Genomic DNA, 20,774 nt, shown 5'->3' with positions numbered 1-20,774 from the left:
CAACCTCCAAAATCATTCCCTTTGATATGTTCTAATCACAGTTTATCTTTTAGCAGTCCCCTGATTTCTCCAATCAGGTACAGAGAACCTGCAAAGATTACCGCTCCATAGTTTTCTCGATGAGCCAAGGCATATCTGCAAGCTTCTGCCGAATCCGCCAGAACCACACAGTGCTTCCCGCGCTTTTCCAAGTCTTCCGCCAGCTGAACTGCCGGGTATTTTCGAGAGTTATCCGGCTCCGTCACGACGAAGTCATCGGCAATCTGGCAGAAATGATCGAGAATCTTCTCCGTATCCTTATCTCCCAGCATCCCTGTCACAAACAGAATTTTTTGATCTGGCAGCAATTCTTCTGCTGTTTTTTTCAGGGCTGCCGCGCCGTCCTCATTGTGTGCTCCATCTATTATAACATATGGATTCTCCTTCATGACCTCAAATCTGCCCATCTGACGGGCTTTTTTTAAGCCTGCATACAGTCTGCTGCGCTCTACTTTAATAATAGAATCCTTCCGCAGTAACTCCAAGGTCACCAGTGCCGTCAGTACATTCTGCATCTGATGCTTTCCAGCCATGGAAATCTGAACCTCCGCATAGTCGGTACCATATATATTGGTGTCCAGGGAATAGCCTTCTATACTCTTTTCTGTAATGGCGTATTTAATTTTGCTCACATCATGCAGCACACAATTTTTCTCATAGGCTTCCTTGGCCAGCACTTTGGCGGCTTCCCGTCTGTCCACGTTCATGATGACCGGCACACCCTCTTTGATGATACCTGCCTTCTCTGAGGCAATCTCCGCTAAGGTATTTCCCAGCCGATCCATATGATCGTAGGAAATAGAAGTGATCACAGAAGCCAACGGTTTTTCGATCACATTGGTGGAATCCCCTCGGCCCCCCAAGCCTACTTCCAGAATCACAAAATCTGCCTTTTTCAGGTGAAAGTACACAAAGGCTACCGCTGTAATTACCTCAAACTCCGTAGGGGAATCCAGGCCTTTAGCCATCATTTCCTCTACCTGTTCCAGTACCAAACCAGTACACCGTTCCAGGTCTTCATCGGAAATCAACTGATGATCAAACTCAATCCGCTCATTGAAGACCTGTAAAAATGGGGAGGTGAATAAGCCCACCTTGTAACCGTTCCCCTGTAGTCCTTCATACAGATACCGGCACACGGAACCTTTTCCGTTGGTGCCTGCCACATGAATATATTTTAAGTCCTTCTGGGGATTCCCTAACCGCTCCATCAGGACACTCATCCGTTCCAACCCCAGCCTGCTGCCGAAGCGTTCAAATTCTTTGATTTTTTCTATTGCATTTTCTCTGCTCATGGATGCCCTCACACCAACTGCCACCCCCAAAAGGCAAAACCTAATGAGGGTGCACCTGTTCACTCTTCGCCTACAGTTTCTTTTCTACCAGAATCAACCGCTCTGTCACCTTTTCCAGCATATCCTGATATTTAATCTGCTTTTCCTTCTCTTCCTGAATGACCTTTTCCGGTGCCTTCGCCACAAAGCCCTGGTTGTTCAGCTTTCCCGCTACTCGCTTCACTTCCCCTTCCAGCCGGGCCTTTTCCTTGGTCAGCCGTTCAAACTCGGCCTTGTAATCCAGCAGGTCGTCCAGTGGGATAAACAGTTCTACCGCCCCCATGACAGCAGACATAACTTCCGCCGGCACCTGACTTTTATCTTCCGTAAACTGAATTTCGGTAATGTTAGCCAGCGCCTTGATATGCCGTTCTCCAGCCTGAATCTGCTTCATGGCTTTTCCCTCTGCCACAATAACCGCCCGCAGCTTTCTGCTCGGAGCCGCTTCAGCCTCCGCCCGAATATTACGGATTGCCCGGATGGCCTCCATGGTTCGCTCCATGGTTTCCACTTCCGCTGCAAAGGTCAGACCATCGTCAAACACCGGCCAGCTTTCCTTAATCAGGAAGCCCTCTGAATTGCCTGCTGCCTGAGCCTTGTCCGCCTCTTTCGGTAGGAAGTTCCAGATTTCCTCTGTAATAAACGGCATAAACGGATGCAGAAGCTTCAGCATATCTTTCAGTGCCCGTACTAATACGTACCGAGCCACTTTTTTATCTGCTTCATCGTCTCCGTATAACCGGCCTTTTACCAGCTCGATATACCAGTCACAGTACTCATTCCAGATGACCTCGTACACCCGCTGTCCTGCCAGGGATAAGTCAAATTTGTCCATGGATTGAGTCACATACTGAACCGCCTCGTTTACCCGAGCCAGAATCCACTTATCTTCGTCCTTTAAATTCAGCTTGTCCAGCCCTTGACCGGCCTCAGCCATCGCCTTGAAGTTGCCCTCTTCATCCTGCAAATTCATGATCACAAATCGAGAAGCGTTCCACAGCTTATTCGCAAAGTTTCTGGCAGATTCCAGCTTGTCCTCTTTGAAGCGCATGTCGTTACCCGGGGTGATGCCAGTCATCAGCATGAACCGCAGTGCATCTGCTCCGTACTGGTCAATAATCTCCAGGGGGTCGATGCCGTTGCCCAGGGATTTACTCATCTTGCGGCCTTCTGCATCCCGCACTAGACCGTGAACGTATACGTATTTAAACGGCGATTCCCCCGTCACTTCCAGGGCTGAAAAGACCATCCGCACTACCCAGAAGAAGATGATATCGTAGCCAGTCACCAGCACATCCGTCGGATAAAAATATTCCATCTCTGGAGTCTTCTCTGGCCAGCCCAGAGTAGAAAACGGCCACAGCGCTGAAGAGAACCAGGTGTCCAGCACATCCTCATCCTGCCGCAGGTTGGTACTTCCGCACTTACTGCACTTTTCCGGCTCGGTCCGGGCTACCATCAGCTCGCCGCAGTCGTCACAGTAGTAGGCCGGTATCCGGTGTCCCCACCACAGCTGTCTGGAAATGCACCAATCCCGGATATTCTCCAGCCAATGCAGGTAAATCTTTTCAAACCGCTCCGGCACATGCTCCAGTCTGCCGTCTTTCGCCACATCGATGGCCGGCTTAGCCAGCTCTTCCATCTTGACAAACCACTGATCGGACAGCATCGGCTCGATGATGGTATTACAGCGGTAACATTCCCCGGAAGGAATAACCTTTTCCTCTGTCTTTACCAAGTAGCCTGCCTGTTCCAAATCAGCTACCCAGGCCTTTCTGCATTCAAACCGCGTCATGCCAGCATACTTTCCTGCGGTTTCTCCCATGGTAGCGTCCATGTTGATGCAGGTAGTCTGAGGCAGTCCGTGCCGCTGACCCACTTCAAAATCGTTGGGGTCGTGAGCCGGTGTAATCTTTACAGCACCGGTGCCCTTTTCTGGGTCGGGATACTGGTCCGCAATAATCGGCAGTTCTTTCCCTACCAACGGCAGAAGCACTTTCGTGCCAATCAGATGCTTGTACCGCTCATCGTCAGGGTGCACGGCAATGGCTTCGTCAGCAAACATCGTCTCCGGTCTGGAGGTAGCGACAACAATGCCTTCGCTGCCGTCTGCTCCAGGATATCTAAAGTACCAGTATTTTCCGTTCTTATCTTCGTGTTCAACTTCCGCATCGGACAGGGAGGTACCACATTCCGGGCACCAGTTGATCAGTCGGTTGCCTCTGTAGATTAAGCCCTTTTCGTACAGACGGACAAACATCTCCTTCACCGCCTTGTTGCAGCCTTCGTCCATGGTGAACCGTTCCCGTTCCCAATCGCAGGAATCTCCCAGCTTTCGGCACTGTTCTGTAATCCGTCCGCCATACTCTTCCTTCCAAGCCCAAGCCCGGCGCAAAAATTCTTCCCGTCCCAGCTCTTCCTTTTCCTTGCCTTCTTCTTTACGAATCTTATCGACCACTTTCACCTCCGTGGCGATACTAGCATGATCGGAACCCGGCAGCCAGAGAGAGCTGTAGCCCTGCATCCGCTTCCAGCGGGTTAAAACGTCCTGCAAAGTCTGGTCCAGCGCATGGCCCATGTGCAGCTGCCCCGTGATGTTTGGTGGGGGCATGACAATAGTGAAAGGTTTCTTATTGGGATCTACCTCAGCGTGAAAGGCTCTTTTTTCTTCCCATTCTTGATATATTCTGTCTTCAAAATCCTTTGGATCATAAGTCTTTGCCAGATTTTTTTCCATATACTTTTTTCTCCTTTATCTCTGTTCTGCTTTTCTCAGCATGAACGCAAAAAAACCGCCCTCAAGCCACTATCAGCCAAAGGACGGATAAAATTTCCGCGGTACCACCTTTGTTCCATGCGCAACGCGCACAGCACTCATTTGTTCTGCAAGGGTGTATGCTGCCCCCAAGGGCCCATGCGCAAAGCAACCTTCAAAACCCGCTTCCCCTGAGATCTTCCAGCCTAAGGATCTCCTTCTCTGATGCCGGGCAGACCTGCTGCTCAGCTGAGGGCGGACGGCTTTTACTCCTCTTTGCCACCGTTGTCATATGTTGTTCTATTCTTATTAGTTTATACGATTTTAGCTGATTGTCAAGGGAAAAATTCAAGGTAATATTCCCCCATAAAACAGGCTTCCCCTATAGCGCCAGCAAGAGCTATGGCTCCTCTAAATAGAATCCCCACTGCTGCCACTGCCATACGGTGATCCGTGCAGGTTTCTCTTCATCCACGGTGTATTTTTGCCCCCATATTTTTTTGTAGTGCCCTTCTTTCACCACCAGTTCATTTAACCCGTCACCATCTACGTCCCGAACATCAAAAGCAAGAATCGGGCGATCTAGATTAGACGAACACCAGACCGCTTTTATGGTATGATTTTGAAGCTTGTACACAAACAGGTGATTCTTGTACTCATCATTTTCCCCCTTGTGCCAAAAAGGGCGCAGTTTTCCGAAGCTTCCTTTCTTCCAAAGGCTGATGACGATATTTAGCTGTCCGTCGTTATCCACATCCGCTAAAGCAAAGCTTTCTACCCGATACCCCTGGGGCGATTGCCAGATTTCTTGTTTTCCTTCTATCACAAGGAGTGTTTGATCTATCAGCACATACTTTTCCGGTATGCCATTTCCATTCAAATCACCTTGTGCCTGAATCGGAACACTGGGACTCTTTGGTTGCCCAAAACATAGCCAAAGGAGCAGGAGCAGCAGCCCGGCCCCTGCTGCTCCCCATCTCATTTTTCTTGTCATGGGGAGGTTATCATCGGTGCAGTATAGCTTTTCGTCCAGTCCGGTGCCGCCGGATTTTCCTCGGTTTCAAGCATTTCCTTCCATTTTGCATCTGTCAAACGGTCATTGGATGGCCAAGCGAACTCATAATAAGAGTAAACGGCACCTTTGGCAATCCGTAAGGAACCCTCCACAGGCACAACCACGTAAATATCATTGACAAAGCCTGTGCCTTCCTCTAAAACCCAGCCATTCGGGTCCGTGGCGATATCTGTAATCAACGCGGCTGGGTTTTCACCAACAGCTGACGGACTGTCCACTCCTTGGTCCTTAAAAGCCTCTAACCAAAAATGCTCTAGTTGTCCCCCGAAGCTGCGGATCAAATCGTATTCAGCTGAACTTAAAGGTTTTTGCGCCAATTCTTTTTCCGAAATAGTTTTCAGTTGAAGGGCTAATTCTTCTAACTCGTTCAGTCCTTCACGGGTTTGCTCATCCAGTAATTCTCGGCTCTGCAATCCATCAGCAGTCATCTTTGTCAAAGCGGCCAGCCGACCATAAACAACCGGATTTGGTTCTACATACCCTCGGTCGTCCAGTTCTTCTCCACCTCCGCCCATTTCCGCATAAATCTGTTTTGCATATAAAACGGTATCGTGTTTCAATTCTGTAAAACTGCTTATATATGTTTCCAGCTGCTTGCGATTCCATGCTTGATTCTGCATGAAAGAAGGATAGCCTTTGCCCTTTTCCTCCGTAAGAGGAGTTAACATGTAAAGCCAGGCTCCATATAAATTCTGGGTCCGATCGGTTACCTCCATGGCCTTCATTTTCTGCTGGATGTTCTTCATATTTTCAGGATAGTTTTTGTATGATGTCTCGCCCATATCTTTTAGGATGTCATAGGCTTCTTGCGAGCCCATTGCCGCTGGAATATCCAGGGCCTTTGGCAACATGCGGAGTTCCCCTGCTGCGTTCTCTTCCACTTGGCGATAGACTAGATTCTGAAAAATGGAAGCATCTAAAGTGAAACGCTGGCCCATAAACCGAAATCCTTTAATTGTTTTTTCCCGGTCTGGTTGAATGTCCTTATTAAATATCGGCATGGAGTTAATCGCCGGCGGATCCAGATTCTGTATCTGGGCAAACAGTGCCTTCCAATTTGAAGCTTCCTCGGTTACTTCTTTCAAGGAAGGATTCTTTCCGTATACCTTCTGTAAGAGCGAAGTGTATTGATTAATTCCTAAATCATCACTCTGGCCTACAAAGAAATTGGTCGGTTCATAAATGTTATTCCAATGGCCATAATCGTCCTGGTCGAACAGGCGAGCCATCAACACGGCTGATTTTGTTTCGTCTTCATTGGATACCCGAAAGTTCATACGTCCATACCACATCATGGCCTGAAAATAGGTTTTTAGTTCATAGGACTTTGCATAGTGACCCCTAGGAATATATTGGGTGTAATCTTCATTAAAAGTCTCTGTCAACACGTCATCGGCATCCCCCATGTTCATCACTGGAGACGGATAAAAGTTCTCCTGATGGTCGACAATCAGCTGCAACTCTTGCTTCACTTCTTCATTGACAAGGGCGGGAATATCCGATTTAGGGTCCAGAAGCTTCGCTGCTACCGCAAAAAAAGCCACATTACGTTTAGCGGCATTTTCCCACTCGGTCTCTTTCAGCGCCTGATACTGACTCTGGCTTTTTGTTAACATCGATTGGGTGAGGGAATTCAGTTCCCCCCGAAGACTGTCTTTTTCCAAGGTTCTCAAAAGATAATTAAAGTATAAGTGATAATTATGCAGCATCGCATCGGTGGTAATAAAATTTGGTGTATTGTCATATCGGTTTAATTCATAAGTCGTAAAAAATTCCCGCACGGGATAAGGTACTACCACAAAGCCATTTTTAATTAACAGTTTTTGCGCTTCGTCAGAAAAAGAAAAATGCTCTCGGTTGGTGACATTGCTCAGCCCCTGAGCCACCTGATAGTCCTTTACCGCGGGCTTAATATCCACGGCCACTTCCTGATATTCGGCAAATCCGTTGTCTGAAATAACCGGTAAATCCGTTGTTGTTTCCTTATTCTGACAGCTGCTAAAGCTGGTCAGTAACAAGAGAATTGCCAGCATAATGCTCGCTTTCGTCCTCTTTTTTTTATTCATATTTTCTAAACCTCCCCTTTGATTTCTCCTTTTGTATTGGTATCTTTACCTTATTGGACTTGGGCAATAATGTCAAGGGCTTTCCTTTTGGTTATCTGAAAAGTCTGTACTTTTTATTTCCTACAAAACTGTGGTAGAATTTCCATTGATTTTCATTTATTCAACGTATATAATGGATTAAAATGGGTATTTTACCGTGTCAAGTCGGCTGTCAAGTCTCTTTGTTTTAGCTGTGGCAAGGTTTGTAATCATCGCTTAAGCGGGTATTTAATATGAATGGATTTTTACATATTAAAAGAGTTTTATATATTATCGTCCTGACTGTACTTCTCTTTTGTCAGTCAGGGCTTTCTTATGCCGACACGGATTTACGCCCGTCTGCTCCAACTACCCCAGAGGATTCTAAGCAAGTAATCCGAGTTGGATTTTTTGAAATGTCCGGCTTCAACGATATAAATGAAGACGGTTCTCTGGGTGGGTTCGGCTACGAATATCTCATGGAAATAGCCAAATATACTGGCTGGCAATATGATTTTATCTCCTATACCGGAGAAGGCACGAAACAGCATCGGTTGACTTATAGCGAAGCCTTGGACATGCTGTCCCAAGGTAAAATTGATATCCTTGGCAGCATGTGTAAGACCAGCCAGCGTTCTCAAATTTATCTGTACCCGACCTTTCCCTACAACATCAATTACAGCAGCTTGAGCACCAGTGCCACCAATACCAGCTATACCATCTCCGACTTTTCCTCTTTGGATGGAACGGTTATCGGCACCTTGCGGGGCAGCAGCCGAGATGAAGAAATTCGAAGCTATCTAAAAGAAAATGGTGTTAAAAACTATTCGTTTAAAGCCTACGACAGCATGGATGACCTCCAGGAGGCACTAACCCAAACCCACCAAATCGACTGTATCTACGCCAACAACTTCCGCTCCCTGTCCGATCAGCGGGTTCTGACGCGCTTAAATCCGTCTCCTTATTATTTTGCCATGTCTAAAGCTAGTGGGGACAAGTTAGATGCCTTATCCTCGGCTATAGAGCAAATTGAGTTGAATCGACCGCTCTTTTCAAAAAAACTGTTAACGAAATATTTTCAGGAAACCCCTTACTCTCCTGTAGCGCTTTCGCCTCAAGAGTTGACTTATATTCAAGAAAACCCGGTGGTGCGGGTAGCCTGCAATCCCAATCTTGCTCCTTTTGAGTACTACGACAACAAAACAGGAACCTTCAACGGCATTTCTGCCGATTTGCTGAAATACATAGAAAAGCAGACAGGTCTTTCCTTTTCTTTTATCCCTGCAACCTCTTATGCGGATGCTCTCAGCAGGGTGAAAAGTAATCAGAAAAATGCGCCCCAGGTTATTGCGGCTTTCGGGGCGGACTACCAGTGGGCTGAATCCAACCAAATGCAGCTGACTCTTTCTTACCTGGACCTGCCAGTCAGCGCCATCTACAACCGAACTGTAAAAAATTATAATGATTTGAACCTGACGGTAGCCGTAGAAAAAGGCTCCTACCTGACAGAAAAACTAAAAAAGGAAAAAGACTACAGCCATTACGTGTATTACGACACGTTAGAAGAATGCCTCCAGGCAGTAAACCACGGAGATGCCGATATCACCTTTACCTCTACCTACAGTGCAGATTACTTCTTATCTCACGCCCGCTACTATAACCTGCGGTTGTTTGCCACCTACGATTTGAATTATGGACTGGCTCTGGCCGTCACCAATGACAGCAGTGACCTTTTATTCAGTATCCTCAACAAGACCTTAATCAATATGCCTGCGGATACCTTCAATGAAATCTTCTACGAAAATATCTTGTTCCACAAGGATAACGCCTTTCTTTCAGATTTCATTTTCACTCATCTTTATCAGAGCATTGCCGCAGCTTCCTTGTTGAGTACCCTGGCGATTTTTGGTTTACTTTATGTTCGAAATGCCAGAAAAAAATTGCGTCAGGAAAAGGATATTAACGACGAACGAATTAATCTGGCCCTCATGCACACCAACATCTGCCTGTGGGACTACGATTATAAGAATAAACTGCTAATCCAGCCTTCAGGTTCTAAAAAAATATTTGCACCCAGCCAGCATATTTACAACGTGCCCGAAGCGCTGGCCTGTTCCGACTGTGTGCATCCAGCCTGCCGGGACGCATTTTGCGATCTATTTTACCAGATTCAAGAAGCGGAATCTATGGTTTCCGGCGTCTTTCAGATTCGAACAATGGGAACCCCAGAAGTCCCGGTTCCCCCTTACACCTGGATGCGAATTACCTTAACCAAGGTCTTTGATGAAAGCGGCGCTCTTCTGCGAATCTTGGGTGTCTCAGAAGATATTGATGAAGAAATGTCCTTCCGGGAACGGGCCACCAAAGATTCCCTGACGAACCTGTTGAACCGAGCAGCCTTTCGCCAGCGCACCGTGCAATACTTATCCGAGCATAGCGATGATGATGTAGGCGCAGCCATGTTCCTTATCGATATTGACAACTTTAAGCAGATCAATGATTTGTGTGGCCACAGTATCGGTGATGAAATTCTGGTGGCTGTCGCTCAGGCCCTGCTGGCCAATTTCCGTTCTGACGATTTGATTTGCCGGCTGGGGGGAGACGAATTCACCGTCTTCATGAAACACATCTGCCATGTAGACGAAGTGACCAACAAAGCGAAAACCCTTTCCCAAGCATTGCTCTTTCAGCGGGAGGATTTCCTTATCACCTGCTCGGTAGGGGCCGTCATTAAAAAGGCAAATGCCTCTTATGAAGACCTATACTGGCACGCCGATCGAGCCATGTATCAAGCGAAGCGCCACGGAAAAAACCAGTGGCATCTGCTATCTTAAAAAAAGCTTGAACCCTATTCTTCAATGGGTCCAAGCTTTTTTATTAAGTCAATCAAAGGCTAAATTTTCTGATATGAAACGGCCTTCTCCAGTGTCCAATTCTGTCCCTGCCTCTGAAGGTCAACCATGTGACTGAAAAGGCCCTTTTTGTCCAGAAGCGTTTTCGGATCTCCCTGTTCCACCACGTTACCCTCTGCAAGGACGACAATTTGATCCGCCCCGGCAACCGTCCTCATTCGATGAGCGATAATCAACACGGTTTTATTTTTAATCAACCGAGAAAGAGCCGTCTGTATGAGAGTTTCATTTTCCACGTCCAAAGAGGCGGTGGCTTCATCCAGAAGAATAATCGGCGCATTTTTTAAGAAAGCTCTGGCAATGGAAATCCGCTGCCTCTGCCCCCCGGAAAGAGCACAACCGTTTTCGCCAATATCGGTATGATAGCCTTTGGGCAATTTTTTTATGAACTCATGGCAGTTAGCTAACCTGGCTGCCTCCAGCACCTCATCATCCGATGCATCTTTTCGGCCCAGGCGTATATTCTCCATAATGGTATTATTAAATAAGGTAACCTCTTGAAAAACGATGGAGTAAAGGGAGAGCAGGGTTTCAGGTTCTACCTTAGAAATATCCATGCCGCCCACCGTTATCGTTCCTTTGTTGCAGTCCCAGAAACGGGCTGCAAGTCGGGAAACCGTTGTCTTCCCACCGCCGGAAGGCCCTACCAGCGCCGTTACCTGGCCTTGTCTGGCCGTGAAGGAAACGTCCTTCAGTACGGTTTCTCCGCTATTATAGGCAAATCCAACCCGATCAAAGGTCACGTCATAGCCTTGATTTCCCAGTTCTTTCTCTCCGGTCTGAACCGGATGGTCCAAAATCTCGTTCATCCTGGCAATGTTTGTCCGAGCGGTAATCACCGCCGCCAAGTTCTGTAAAGCCCCTTGCAGGGGATCGTAGAGCCGAGATACAACCAATAAAAACATAAAGAAAGTCAGCACGTCCAGCGTGCCTTTTATCAGCAACGCTGAGCCCACAAGGGCTACCGTAGCCATGCCCAGCTTGAGAATCAGCTGAGCGGATACCACAAATACAGCCATACCGAATTCGCCGATGATAGCCCGGTGTTCTACGGCTTTTATCTTTTGATCTAAGATGACCAGATAGGTGTCTTCGGCATTGTTGGCCTTTAAATCCTGAACCGTCTCCAAGTATTCCTGAATACCATCCGCGCAGGCCATTTTTGCATCCATAGCTTTCTGATTGAGCCCTTCCTGTACTTTAGCGGATAAAAGCACGATAGCAAAAGCTACCGGAGCTACCCATAAAGCTGCAAGAGCCATACGCCAGTCAAAGAAAAACAGACTGATCGCAATTAAAACAGTGGAAATAATAGAACCAAATAATTCTGGAATAAAATGGGAGAAGGCAGTTTCCAGAAAGGTGCAATCCGCCATGATGGTACTAGTCAAGTCGGCCAAATCTTTTTTCCCAAAAAAGGAAAGGGGAATCTTTCTCAATTTTTCCGCTAGCGTAATACGCCGCACACCGGTCTCCACATAAGTGGCCAGGTAGGTGGCATTGTATTGAAAATAAGTAATGATAAAAATCAATAATATACTGAAAAGACACCCTACCCCATAAAACAGTCTGCGTTCTTCTGGTACCCCGCCATTCATTAAATCACTTACTAAGTAATACAGCAGGCCTACAGGAAACATAAAAGCAATATTTTGCAAAGTGCAGGCGGTAATCGCCTTAATCAAATCAACTGCCCCTTGTTCAGATAGGGCAAATTTCTTCTGCAATCGCTGAATCATCCTTGTACCTCCTTTGACACCTTCCACTGTACAGAATCCTGATAATTGTTCCACATGTGAAAGAACATTCCTTTTTTCTCCATTAAGCTACTGCTGGTTCCCCACTCGGCGATCTGACCATTGTCCAACACATAAATACAATCGGCATGGACAATAGTAGATAGGCGGTGAGCAATCATAATAACCGTTCTGTTCTTAGAAAGCTCTGTAAAAGCTTGCTGCACCCTGTGTTCATTATCTGGATCGGCAAAAGCCGTCGCCTCGTCTAAAATCACAATCGGTGCATTTTTCAGCAGGGCCCTGGCGATAGCAATTCGTTGCTGCTCTCCGCCGGAAAGGTATGTACCCTCTGTGCCGATGATCGTATCTTCTCTTGCTGGGAATTTCTGAATAATATCCATGCACTGAGCACTTTTCAAGGCCTCCAGTACTTCTGCCCGAGACGCATCTGGTCTGCTCATGCGAACATTTTCCAAAATGCTTCCTTTTATCAGCCTGCTGTTTTGAAATACAAAGGATACCGTATCCATCAATACCTTTTTATCCATCTCCCTTACATCCACTCCGCCGATGAGAACCTGCCCCTCTTGGGGGTCAAAAAATCGAGATAGAATGTTTGCAAGAGTAGTTTTGCCGCCGCCAGAAGGGCCCACCAACGCAATAGTTTGCCCGGGCTGGAGCTTTAAAGAAATATCATCCAAGGCCTTTTGCTTTCCGTCATAGCTGTAACTAACGTTTCTCAGTTCAATGGAATTGTTATTAGGCTGATGGGTGCTGCCAGCTTGGTGAAGGGGCTCCAGCCCCAGAACACTGTCCATGCGGCTCAGGGCGTCATCTACCAGCATAGCATTTTCGCTAAGAAACATAATCTTTGTCAAGGTTACTGAAATCACTGGCGTAATGATAATATAGAATATCAAGTTCAGCAGAAATTCATTTGTTACCCCCTCTGCTGTAAAAAGCAGGCTCCCGGCAACTAAAAAAGCAAATACGCTGTTAATAGCTGTCGTATAAAACATCATCGGCAGCCGCAAATCCTTGGTATAAGCCGTAACCCATATGCGATACCGATCGATGGAGTCCTTAAAACGCTTAAAGGAAAATACCGTCTGTCCAAAAGTCTTGACCACGGGAATCCCTCTTACATATTCCACCGCTTCGTTGGACATATCGTCCAAGGCATTCTGGTATTCTTTCATTTTCTGCCTCATCTTCGCCCCAGTCATGCTTATCATCACCAGAAAACCCAGCAGAACAGGTACCAGGCTCAGAAGTCCAAGACGCCAGTCAAAGGCCATCAGCAATACCAGCAGCCCCACCGGAGTGGCAAGGGCACCGTACCGATCCGGCAGTTGATGGGCCAGATAGGTTTCTGTGGTGGCACTGGAATCATTGATAATCTTTCGGAGTTTTCCGCTGCCAAAGCTCTCTGCAAACCCCAACGGCAGCTTGCAGATGTGGTGTGTCATCTGTATGCGCAGATTCGCCTGCACCCGAAAGGCTGCGATGTGAGAACACATCAAACCGCCAATATAGACCAGGATGGAAAGGACAGCAAAAAGGACAGCCATCCAGCCGAAATGCGCCAGATTCTCCGCCCTTTCAAAGTCTGGCATAACCCTCAAAACTTCTTTTATAATCTGCCATAGATACCAAAATGGAATCAAGGCCATCAGTGCAGAAAGGGCTGACAGCACCCAGGAACTATAAGTGAAATACCGATAACTCCCTGCATAGGTCATCAGTTTTGATAAACTCGATTTCTTTTTCAATTCATTACCTCCTTTAAATCACATTTATTTTACGGTGAATGAGCTGTGACCCTCTCTAGTCAACAGCTATAGTTGATTTTCGTTAGCAATAGCTAACCCGAGGCTAAAAATTATAGGGCATCAAAGCCCTAAAATATTCATCCAGCCAGCTCGGTGAAATTGTTGAAGCTGGGAAATGTAGATTTTTGCATCCGCCTGCGGCATCTGGTGGACTACCATTTCAAAGACACCATTAAACATACCGCTGCAGACGATATGACAGAACTGCCGATCTAGTTCCGGCACCTGATGTCCAAGGGACCTCAGGGATTCCATAAACCGATAGGTGGATTCCACCTCTACTTCCACCATGGCATGAACAAAATCCGCATAGGCCGTACCTTCTGAACAGCAGATAATCAGTCTGAACACATCGAAGTGCTCATAGATATAGTCTACCATCCAAGCCATGCAATCTCCCGAAAAGTCAGACATGCTCTCTGGCTGTTCCTCCTCCGGGAGCTTCATAAATTCCTCTTGAGCACACATAAACCGCCCCATGATTGCCGAAGCATGTTTTTCCACTAAGGCAGCAAACAAGGCTTCCTTGTTGGAGAAGTACCCATAAAAAGCCCCTGTGGTCACCCCGGCATTCTTCACAATATTTCGCAGTGAAGCTGTCTGAAAGCCCTTTTGTAAAAATTCTGTCTTGGCTGCATTCAAAATGTTTTGCAGCGTGCTGGATTCTTCCACTAGCCCGTTCACCTCCATATAACACTGTTATATTATATGATTTATACATTTCTTTGTCAAGTAGCTCCCGGCAAACTTTCAAAAAAGAAAAAGCACCTATGTAGACAGTACCTCCAAGATTCCTTCTATGAATCTAACCTTGGATACGCCGTCTACATAGGTGCTTCTGTGCTTAAAAGCGTATTTGCTCCATCCGGTCAAACGCTTCTTTTAAAACCTCCATGCTCACCGTACAGGCCAAGCGAATATACCCTTCCCCGCAGTCCCCGAAGGCATTGCCTGGAATCGTCAGAACCTTAGCCTGCTCTAAAATCAACCGGCTGACCTCTTCAGAAGACAATCCTGTTTTCTTCACATTGGCAAACAGATAAAAGGTGCCCTTCGGCGGTTCAATAACCGACATCCAAGAGATTTCATTGATTCGCTTAGCGCCATATTCCGCCCGTCGTCTATACTCTCCCACAATATCCGCCTGAAACTCCTGACGATGTCTCATGGCGTAAATAGCCGCCCGCTGAGATATGGAAGGAGCTGTAAATACCACGTTTTCGTTGATTTGTTGGATGGTTCTTATGATATTAGGCGGAGCGATGATGTTGCCTACCCGCCAGCCGGTCATAATGTAATCCTTCGAAAAACTATTGATGGTCACCGTCCGCTCTCGCATGCCTTCCAAACTCATTATCGGTACAAAAGGTTCCTGATAGCTGTAAGCGGTATAGATTTCATCAGAAATCACTATCAAATCATACTTTTTCGCAATGCGGGCAATGTTTTCTAAATCCTGCTCGCTGAGACAATTTCCGGTAGGGTTGTTCGGGCTATTGATGACGATGGCCTTTGTTCGGGCTGTAATCGTCTGTTCCAGCCTTTTTATATTAATACGAAAGTCTTCTTCTTCCAGCATGGGAAACTCCACGGCAACCCCCCTGGCCAGCTCCACCTGCTGGGGATAGGGCGTGAAATAAGGAGCCTGTAAAATTACTTCATCCCCCTCATCGAGGATTGCTTCCAAGACGAGATACATACCCAGACAACCGCTGGCTGCCACAAATATTTCTTCATCACCAAGACTTAAGCCGAAGCGCTCCTTGTAGTAGGCAGCAATTTCCTGTCTCAGTTCTGGGTCCCCGCGAAAGTCTGTATATTTGGTATGCCCTGCTCTCGCATCGGCAAAGGCCCTGTCGATGATAACCTCCGGCGTGGTCAGATCAGGATCTCCCAGACTCAGATTGATGACACCCTCATATTTTTTGGCCAGCTCATCAACCTTTCCCATAGGGGTTGATCCGTCTTTCCAATATCGCTTAGCTATAAATTTATCCTTCATCCGAAACGCTCCCTTCTCCTGCTCCTGTTGCTAGTTCTTGTTGCACCCATCGATCTGCACCACCGTTCCGGGATTTAAAATCCCCTTTGGATCGAAGATTTTTTTAATCTGCTTCATGAGCTCCAACTCTCTGTTGTTCTTTTGCAGTTTCAAATCTGCCAGCCTCAGCTTACCTACCCCGTGTTCTCCTGTAATGGTTCCGCCCAGCTGGAAGCATAGCTCATACATTTCCTTCAGCAAGTCTGGTGTAAAGGCCGGAATCTTTCCGTCTTCCAATAGAATGTCATTGTGGACATTGCCGTCTGCAATATGTGCTACAATGTTGGTTCTGGTTCCATATTTCTCTGCCAGCTTCCTCAAGCCCCTCATAAATTCCGGCACCCTTGCTGGCGGTACCGCCATATCTAAATTGTGAGCAATAAGCTCCTGGATGATTTCGTAGCTGCCGCTTCGTATCATCAGCAGCTCTGCCTGCTCCTTTTTCGTACCTGCATAGACGGCTTTCACCGCCTGATGTTTCCGGCAGATTGCTTCAATTTGTTCGCAAGCCAAATACAGGGCAGCTTCACTTCTCTCGGACAAAATAATCATCAGGTCGGCCTCTCCCTCATCTAAAGGCCAATGAAGGCCCAGATATGCTGCGGTTTCCAGGTTAAGTTTTTTATCCTGATATTCCACCGCCAGCGGGGATACACCGCTTTTAATAATTTCCAACACTGCCGCAGATGCCTGATCCATGTCTGCAAAAGCGATGGCGAGAGTCGCACTATATTTATCTTCCGGATAAAGCCGAAGAATCACTTTTGTGATTGCCGCCAGGGTTCCCTCGCTGCCGGTCAGGAGATTCATCAGACTGTAGCCAGCGTTGTCTTTCAGCAGTCTGCCCCCCAGCTTCAAGACCTCTCCATCCGGCAAGACCACTTCTAACCCCTTGATATGATTTCTCATGATGCCGTGGCGCACAGCTCTGGCCCCTCCAGCGTTGGTGGTGACCATGCCGCCAATTTGCGCCCCTTCATCCCCCGGATGTACGGGAAAGGCGATGCCTTTATGCCCCTCTAGCTCATCCAGCAGCTCCCGCAGCGTCACTCCGGCTTCCAGCTCCGCCATCATATTGTCTTCATCAATCTGAATAATTTTCTTAAATCGTTCCATTGAAAGGATCAGGCTCTCCACCACCGGAGTAGCTCCCCCGCAGAGTCCGGTGCCTCCGCCGCGAATGACCACAGGGATCTCCTGCTCATAAGCATAGGCCATAATCGCAGAAAGTTCTTCTGTATTCTTCGGTTTTACCACAATGGACTGTTCGTTCGCCACCGGCCGCAAGGCCCTCTCAATTTCATCATAGAAGTAAGCGGATTTCTGCTCTAAGTCCGTTATAATCCAATCGGCCCCTACGATATCTGTCAAATTTTTTACGTCTGCATCCTTCATCCGAACTCACCTCCCTGCACCCCATTCTTTATGCCAGAAATCATCTGGGGAATAACCTCATAAAGATTGCCTACGTACCCGTAATCCGCAAACTTAAAGATGGGTGCCGAGGGGTCCTTGTTGATGGCGATGATTAGATCAGCGTCCTTCATACCCGCTATATGCTGCGGTGCGCCGGAGATGCCGCAGGCAATGTAAACCTTGGGTTTCACTCGATTTCCACTGTACCCAATCTGATGGGCGCTGGAAATCATGCCTCCATCTACCAGGGCACGAGATACGCCCAACTCTCCGCCGAGAAGTTCTGCCAGCTCCTGGAGCATCTGCAAATCTTCCTTCCTTTTGATTCCCCGTCCGCCGCTGACCACGACCTCCGCCTTCGTAATATCAAATTCCTGCTCCCTGAGACTTTCCAGCACAGTGGCACCCTCATAAGCTTTCCTATAGGCTTCCAGAACCGTAAGCTTCGCCTCTCTGGCCTCATCCCTCTCCGCTTCCTGAAACTCCTTATAACGGATGGTGGCAATCTGCGGATAAGAAAGGGTTTTAATGTGAGCTAGGATGTTGTTGCTAAAAGCCGGTCGAATCTGAATCAAGCGGCCATCTTCGTCCATGGTCAAATTCGTGCAGTCTGCTGTCAAACCCGTCTGTAGGGCAGCTGCCACCCGCGGGGCCAAGGAGCGACCGAAGTTCGTCGCGCCAAAGAGCACCGTATGCGGATTCCGCTCCCGAATAAAAGGGACGATATTTTCCTTATACAAACATTCTTCTGCCCAAGTAAAACAATCATCTTTTATGTAAAAGACTTCATCGGCTCCCCGAATATTTAATTCCTGTAAATCCAGTATCTCGGTATCTTGATTCCCCAGTACCAGACAGTGCAGGGCTGAGCCACTTTTTTCACATAATTCTTTTCCTTTGGCCAACAGCTCAAAGGCCACTGGATGGATTCCTTCCTTGTTGCACTCGGCAAATACTAGCAGATTCTCAGATGATTTCATGTTGATCACCTCGATTCGGCAACAAGTTTCGTTTGCACAGTTCTGCCCATACATTCTTCTGAAACTGGTTGAAATGATCCCGGTAAATCCGGTTATTCCGTTGAATCTCTGCTGGCACATAGATTTTTAACACTTTTGTTTTTGATCCCTTTAAGCCTACCTGCTCTTGCGATGTGTGTCCTGCCATATCCTCCAGCCCGAACTTGGTTATAGGAACGTTCAGCGATAGAAGCTTTCTGCGGATTTCTGGCAGCTGAACAGTATTGAGGTTCTTGGTCACGCTAATCAAGGCGGGCAGCGTCAACTCCCGCACCTGCTTGCTGCCGCAGATGTCTTCCACCCTTACCTGAATGCTGTCTTTTGAAACGTTCTGGATATGCTCCACATAGTAGGCGTGTGGAATACCTAGAATCTCCGCAATTTCGGCCCCCACCTGGGCTGTATCTCCATCCACAGACTTTTCTCCGCAAAGGACTAAGTCAAATGCGCCTAATTTCTTTATGCCCGCCGCCAACGTTACCGATGTAGCCCAGGTATCCGCTCCTCCAAACTTTGAATCACTGAGAAGAACACCCAAGTCTGCCCCTCTGGCATAGGCATCCCGTACCGTCTTCTCTGCTCGAGGGGGCCCCATGGTCAATACTGTTACAGTTGCCCCCTGTTCCTTCAACTCTACTGCTGCCTGCAAGGCGTTAAGGTCAAATGGGTTGATTTCGGCTTCTGCGGAGGATCGGTCCACCCGCCCGTTTTCCGTATCAAAGCGAACTGTATCCATGTCCGGTACTTCTTTAATAAGCACGATTACATTCATTTCCCTATCCTCTCCATGTCAGTTGAAAACGAAATGGTGCAGACACAGCACCCACAGATGATGGTCTGCACCATAGCGGTCTAAGCGCCTTGCTGCTCTTCTAAATCAGCTTCCACCTTGGCAAAGGTCGATTCAACTTTTTCTTTGCTGACCAGATTCACCACTACATAGACGATTAAGCCGGACAACATGCCATATAAGATTGGATACAGGGATAGGATCCCAAATTTAAAGAATAGAACCGTAACGACTACAGCACTGACCGCCAGCGAATACAAACCAGCTTTTGGACTGAATCGCTTGAGTACAAAGCTTGCCAACAGCGGTACAAATACACAGCCCGACAGATAACCATAGCAAATATCAATTCCTGCCAGCACATCGTTAATCCAAAGAGCACAAATCATAACCACTACCCCAATCAGCAGCGCGAAGGCTCTAGTAATCCAGATAGCTTTTTTCTCGTCGGGATTAGGATTGATAAACCGCTGATACAAGTCATTGTACAAGATGGTAGAAGATGCCAAAATAGTACCGCTGGACACAGACATGGTAGCTGCCACAGCTGCTGCCAGCACAATACCCTTTACGCCGGAAGGCAAGAATACCATAACACCTTCTGTAAAGGCCGTCTGAGGGTCCGCCAAATCTGGCAGCAGAACAAAGACGCTCATGCCGACAATGGCAATAGCCACCGCATATAAAATGCTGTAAACACCCGCCAGAATGGTTCCTGAGGTAGCAATGCGATTATTTTTCGCCGTAAAAATCCGCTGCCAGATATCCTGACCGATTACCAACCCCGGTACATAGAGAATGATCCATTTAAAGTTAGACGCCCAACCCATACTGCTGATAGTTAAGTAGGATTCCGGCACGCTGTGAATCAAATTGTCCCAGCCTCCTACAGCAGATATGGCAAATATCGGCGCTAAAATCATAAGACCTACGGTTTTGATAACAAATTGAACAATATCCGTCAGGGTTACCGACCACATACCACCGATAAAGGTATAAATGATTACAATGCCTCCGCCCACTATCATAGCCATGGTGGCATCCACATTCAGCGAAGCGCTGATGATGGTTCCGATAGCGATAACCTGTACTACGCTGAGGGTGATGGTATAAATGAAGGTCAAGGTGGAGCTGAACACTCTGGCTGTACTTCCGTAATTGGCTTCCACTACTTCATTAATGCTTAGTGCTCGCAATTTAGATAATTTCGAGGATACCAATAGACCGGTCAAAATCAGCCCTAAACCAATGCTGACACCGACCCAGATGCCTCCAAACCCGTATAAGTACCCCAGCTTTGCCCCGCCTACAGTAGCCGCTCCGCCTAAAGCCATGGCGGACATACAGCCAAAAAACAAGGGGAACGAGAGTCTTCTTCCGGCCACCAGAAAATCCTCTTTTGATTTTGCAAACTTCATAGAGATGAAGCCAATCAAAATCATTGCTAAAAAATAAAAACCAATAATGACAAAATCAAATGTAGATAGCATATTCTTATCTCCTCTTTCTAAATCTTTGTTCTGACTTATGATATGAGACTAAAACTCCTCCTTTCCCATGCTTTTGGTCTTACACTTCTAATTTCTATTACTCTTTTATATATTCGCAAATTACGTGCCAACTAAGAAACGTTGAGATATAGCCATCTCAATGTACAAAAAATGCCACCCGTTTCCATTTTTGGGTAGCATCTCTTCCATCTGCTGTGCAGCTGCTTAAATTCAATAACACAATTGAC

General features: G+C 47.1%; 13 protein-coding genes. 1 reads left to right on the top strand and 12 read right to left on the bottom strand.

Annotation, left to right across the window (positions count from 1 at the left end):
* Positions 1-35: 35 nt before the first annotated feature.
* The 4 genes from Ami103574_RS06060 to Ami103574_RS06045 all read right to left on the bottom strand — a co-directional run bounded on the left by Ami103574_RS06060 (position 36) and on the right by Ami103574_RS06045 (position 7,269).
* Positions 36-1,334 (bottom strand): bifunctional folylpolyglutamate synthase/dihydrofolate synthase, encoded by a 1,299-nt coding sequence (locus Ami103574_RS06060; protein WP_163065777.1) that lies wholly within the window; start codon positions 1,332-1,334, stop codon positions 36-38.
* 70 nt (positions 1,335-1,404) lie between these two features.
* A complete protein-coding gene (locus tag Ami103574_RS06055) occupies positions 1,405-4,110 on the bottom strand; it encodes a valine--tRNA ligase (RefSeq protein WP_163065776.1) in 2,706 nt (901 codons plus the stop codon).
* 418 nt (positions 4,111-4,528) lie between these two features.
* Positions 4,529-5,122: an FG-GAP repeat domain-containing protein gene (locus tag Ami103574_RS06050; RefSeq protein WP_246213204.1), complete on the bottom strand. Its 594-nt coding sequence runs from the start codon at positions 5,120-5,122 to the stop codon at positions 4,529-4,531.
* Entirely contained in the window at positions 5,119-7,269 is a 2,151-nt protein-coding gene (locus Ami103574_RS06045) for a DUF3160 domain-containing protein (protein WP_163065775.1), read from the bottom strand. Before Ami103574_RS06045 ends, Ami103574_RS06050 begins: the two co-directional genes overlap by 4 nt.
* 272 nt (positions 7,270-7,541) lie before the next feature.
* Between Ami103574_RS06045 and Ami103574_RS06040 the strand changes: the two genes are divergently transcribed.
* Positions 7,542-10,121 carry a transporter substrate-binding domain-containing diguanylate cyclase gene (locus Ami103574_RS06040; protein ID WP_163065774.1) on the top strand — a complete coding sequence of 860 codons (2,580 nt, stop codon included), beginning with the start codon at positions 7,542-7,544 and terminating at the stop codon, positions 10,119-10,121.
* A gap of 59 nt (positions 10,122-10,180) precedes the next feature.
* Here Ami103574_RS06040 and Ami103574_RS06035 read toward each other — a convergent pair whose 3' ends face one another.
* The 8 genes from Ami103574_RS06035 to Ami103574_RS06000 form a co-directional block, all read right to left on the bottom strand.
* The gene (locus tag Ami103574_RS06035; RefSeq protein ID WP_163065773.1) at positions 10,181-11,938 is read right to left on the bottom strand and encodes an ABC transporter ATP-binding protein; all 1,758 of its coding nucleotides are present in this window, start codon (positions 11,936-11,938) and stop codon (positions 10,181-10,183) included.
* The gene (locus tag Ami103574_RS06030; protein WP_163065772.1) at positions 11,935-13,710 is read right to left on the bottom strand and encodes an ABC transporter ATP-binding protein; all 1,776 of its coding nucleotides are present in this window, start codon (positions 13,708-13,710) and stop codon (positions 11,935-11,937) included. Before Ami103574_RS06030 ends, Ami103574_RS06035 begins: the two co-directional genes overlap by 4 nt.
* A gap of 120 nt (positions 13,711-13,830) precedes the next feature.
* Positions 13,831-14,442 (bottom strand): TetR/AcrR family transcriptional regulator, encoded by a 612-nt coding sequence (locus Ami103574_RS06025; RefSeq protein WP_163065771.1) that lies wholly within the window; start codon positions 14,440-14,442, stop codon positions 13,831-13,833.
* A gap of 172 nt (positions 14,443-14,614) precedes the next feature.
* Positions 14,615-15,772 carry a pyridoxal phosphate-dependent aminotransferase gene (locus tag Ami103574_RS06020; protein ID WP_163065770.1) on the bottom strand — a complete coding sequence of 386 codons (1,158 nt, stop codon included), beginning with the start codon at positions 15,770-15,772 and terminating at the stop codon, positions 14,615-14,617.
* Between the two features lie 30 nt (positions 15,773-15,802).
* Complete coding sequence (locus Ami103574_RS06015) at positions 15,803-17,206, bottom strand: FAD-binding oxidoreductase (protein ID WP_163065769.1); 1,404 nt, start codon at positions 17,204-17,206, stop codon at positions 15,803-15,805.
* Positions 17,203-18,207 (bottom strand): electron transfer flavoprotein subunit alpha/FixB family protein, encoded by a 1,005-nt coding sequence (locus tag Ami103574_RS06010; RefSeq protein WP_163065768.1) that lies wholly within the window; start codon positions 18,205-18,207, stop codon positions 17,203-17,205. The genes Ami103574_RS06015 and Ami103574_RS06010 overlap by 4 nt, the downstream gene beginning before the upstream one ends.
* On the bottom strand, positions 18,194-19,018 hold the full coding sequence (locus Ami103574_RS06005) for an electron transfer flavoprotein subunit beta/FixA family protein (protein ID WP_163065767.1): 825 nt from the start codon (positions 19,016-19,018) through the stop codon (positions 18,194-18,196). The genes Ami103574_RS06010 and Ami103574_RS06005 overlap by 14 nt, the downstream gene beginning before the upstream one ends.
* Before the next feature lie 80 nt (positions 19,019-19,098).
* Positions 19,099-20,526, bottom strand: coding sequence for a sodium:solute symporter (locus Ami103574_RS06000; protein ID WP_163065766.1), 1,428 nt, complete (start codon positions 20,524-20,526; stop codon positions 19,099-19,101).
* Between the last annotated feature and the right edge of the window lie 248 nt (positions 20,527-20,774).

The sequence above is a fragment of the Aminipila butyrica genome (assembly GCF_010669305.1).
GTDB lineage: Bacteria > Bacillota > Clostridia > Peptostreptococcales > Anaerovoracaceae > Aminipila > Aminipila butyrica.
Note: the sequence above shows the minus strand (reverse complement) of the source record. Positions and strands in the feature narration are given on the sequence as shown.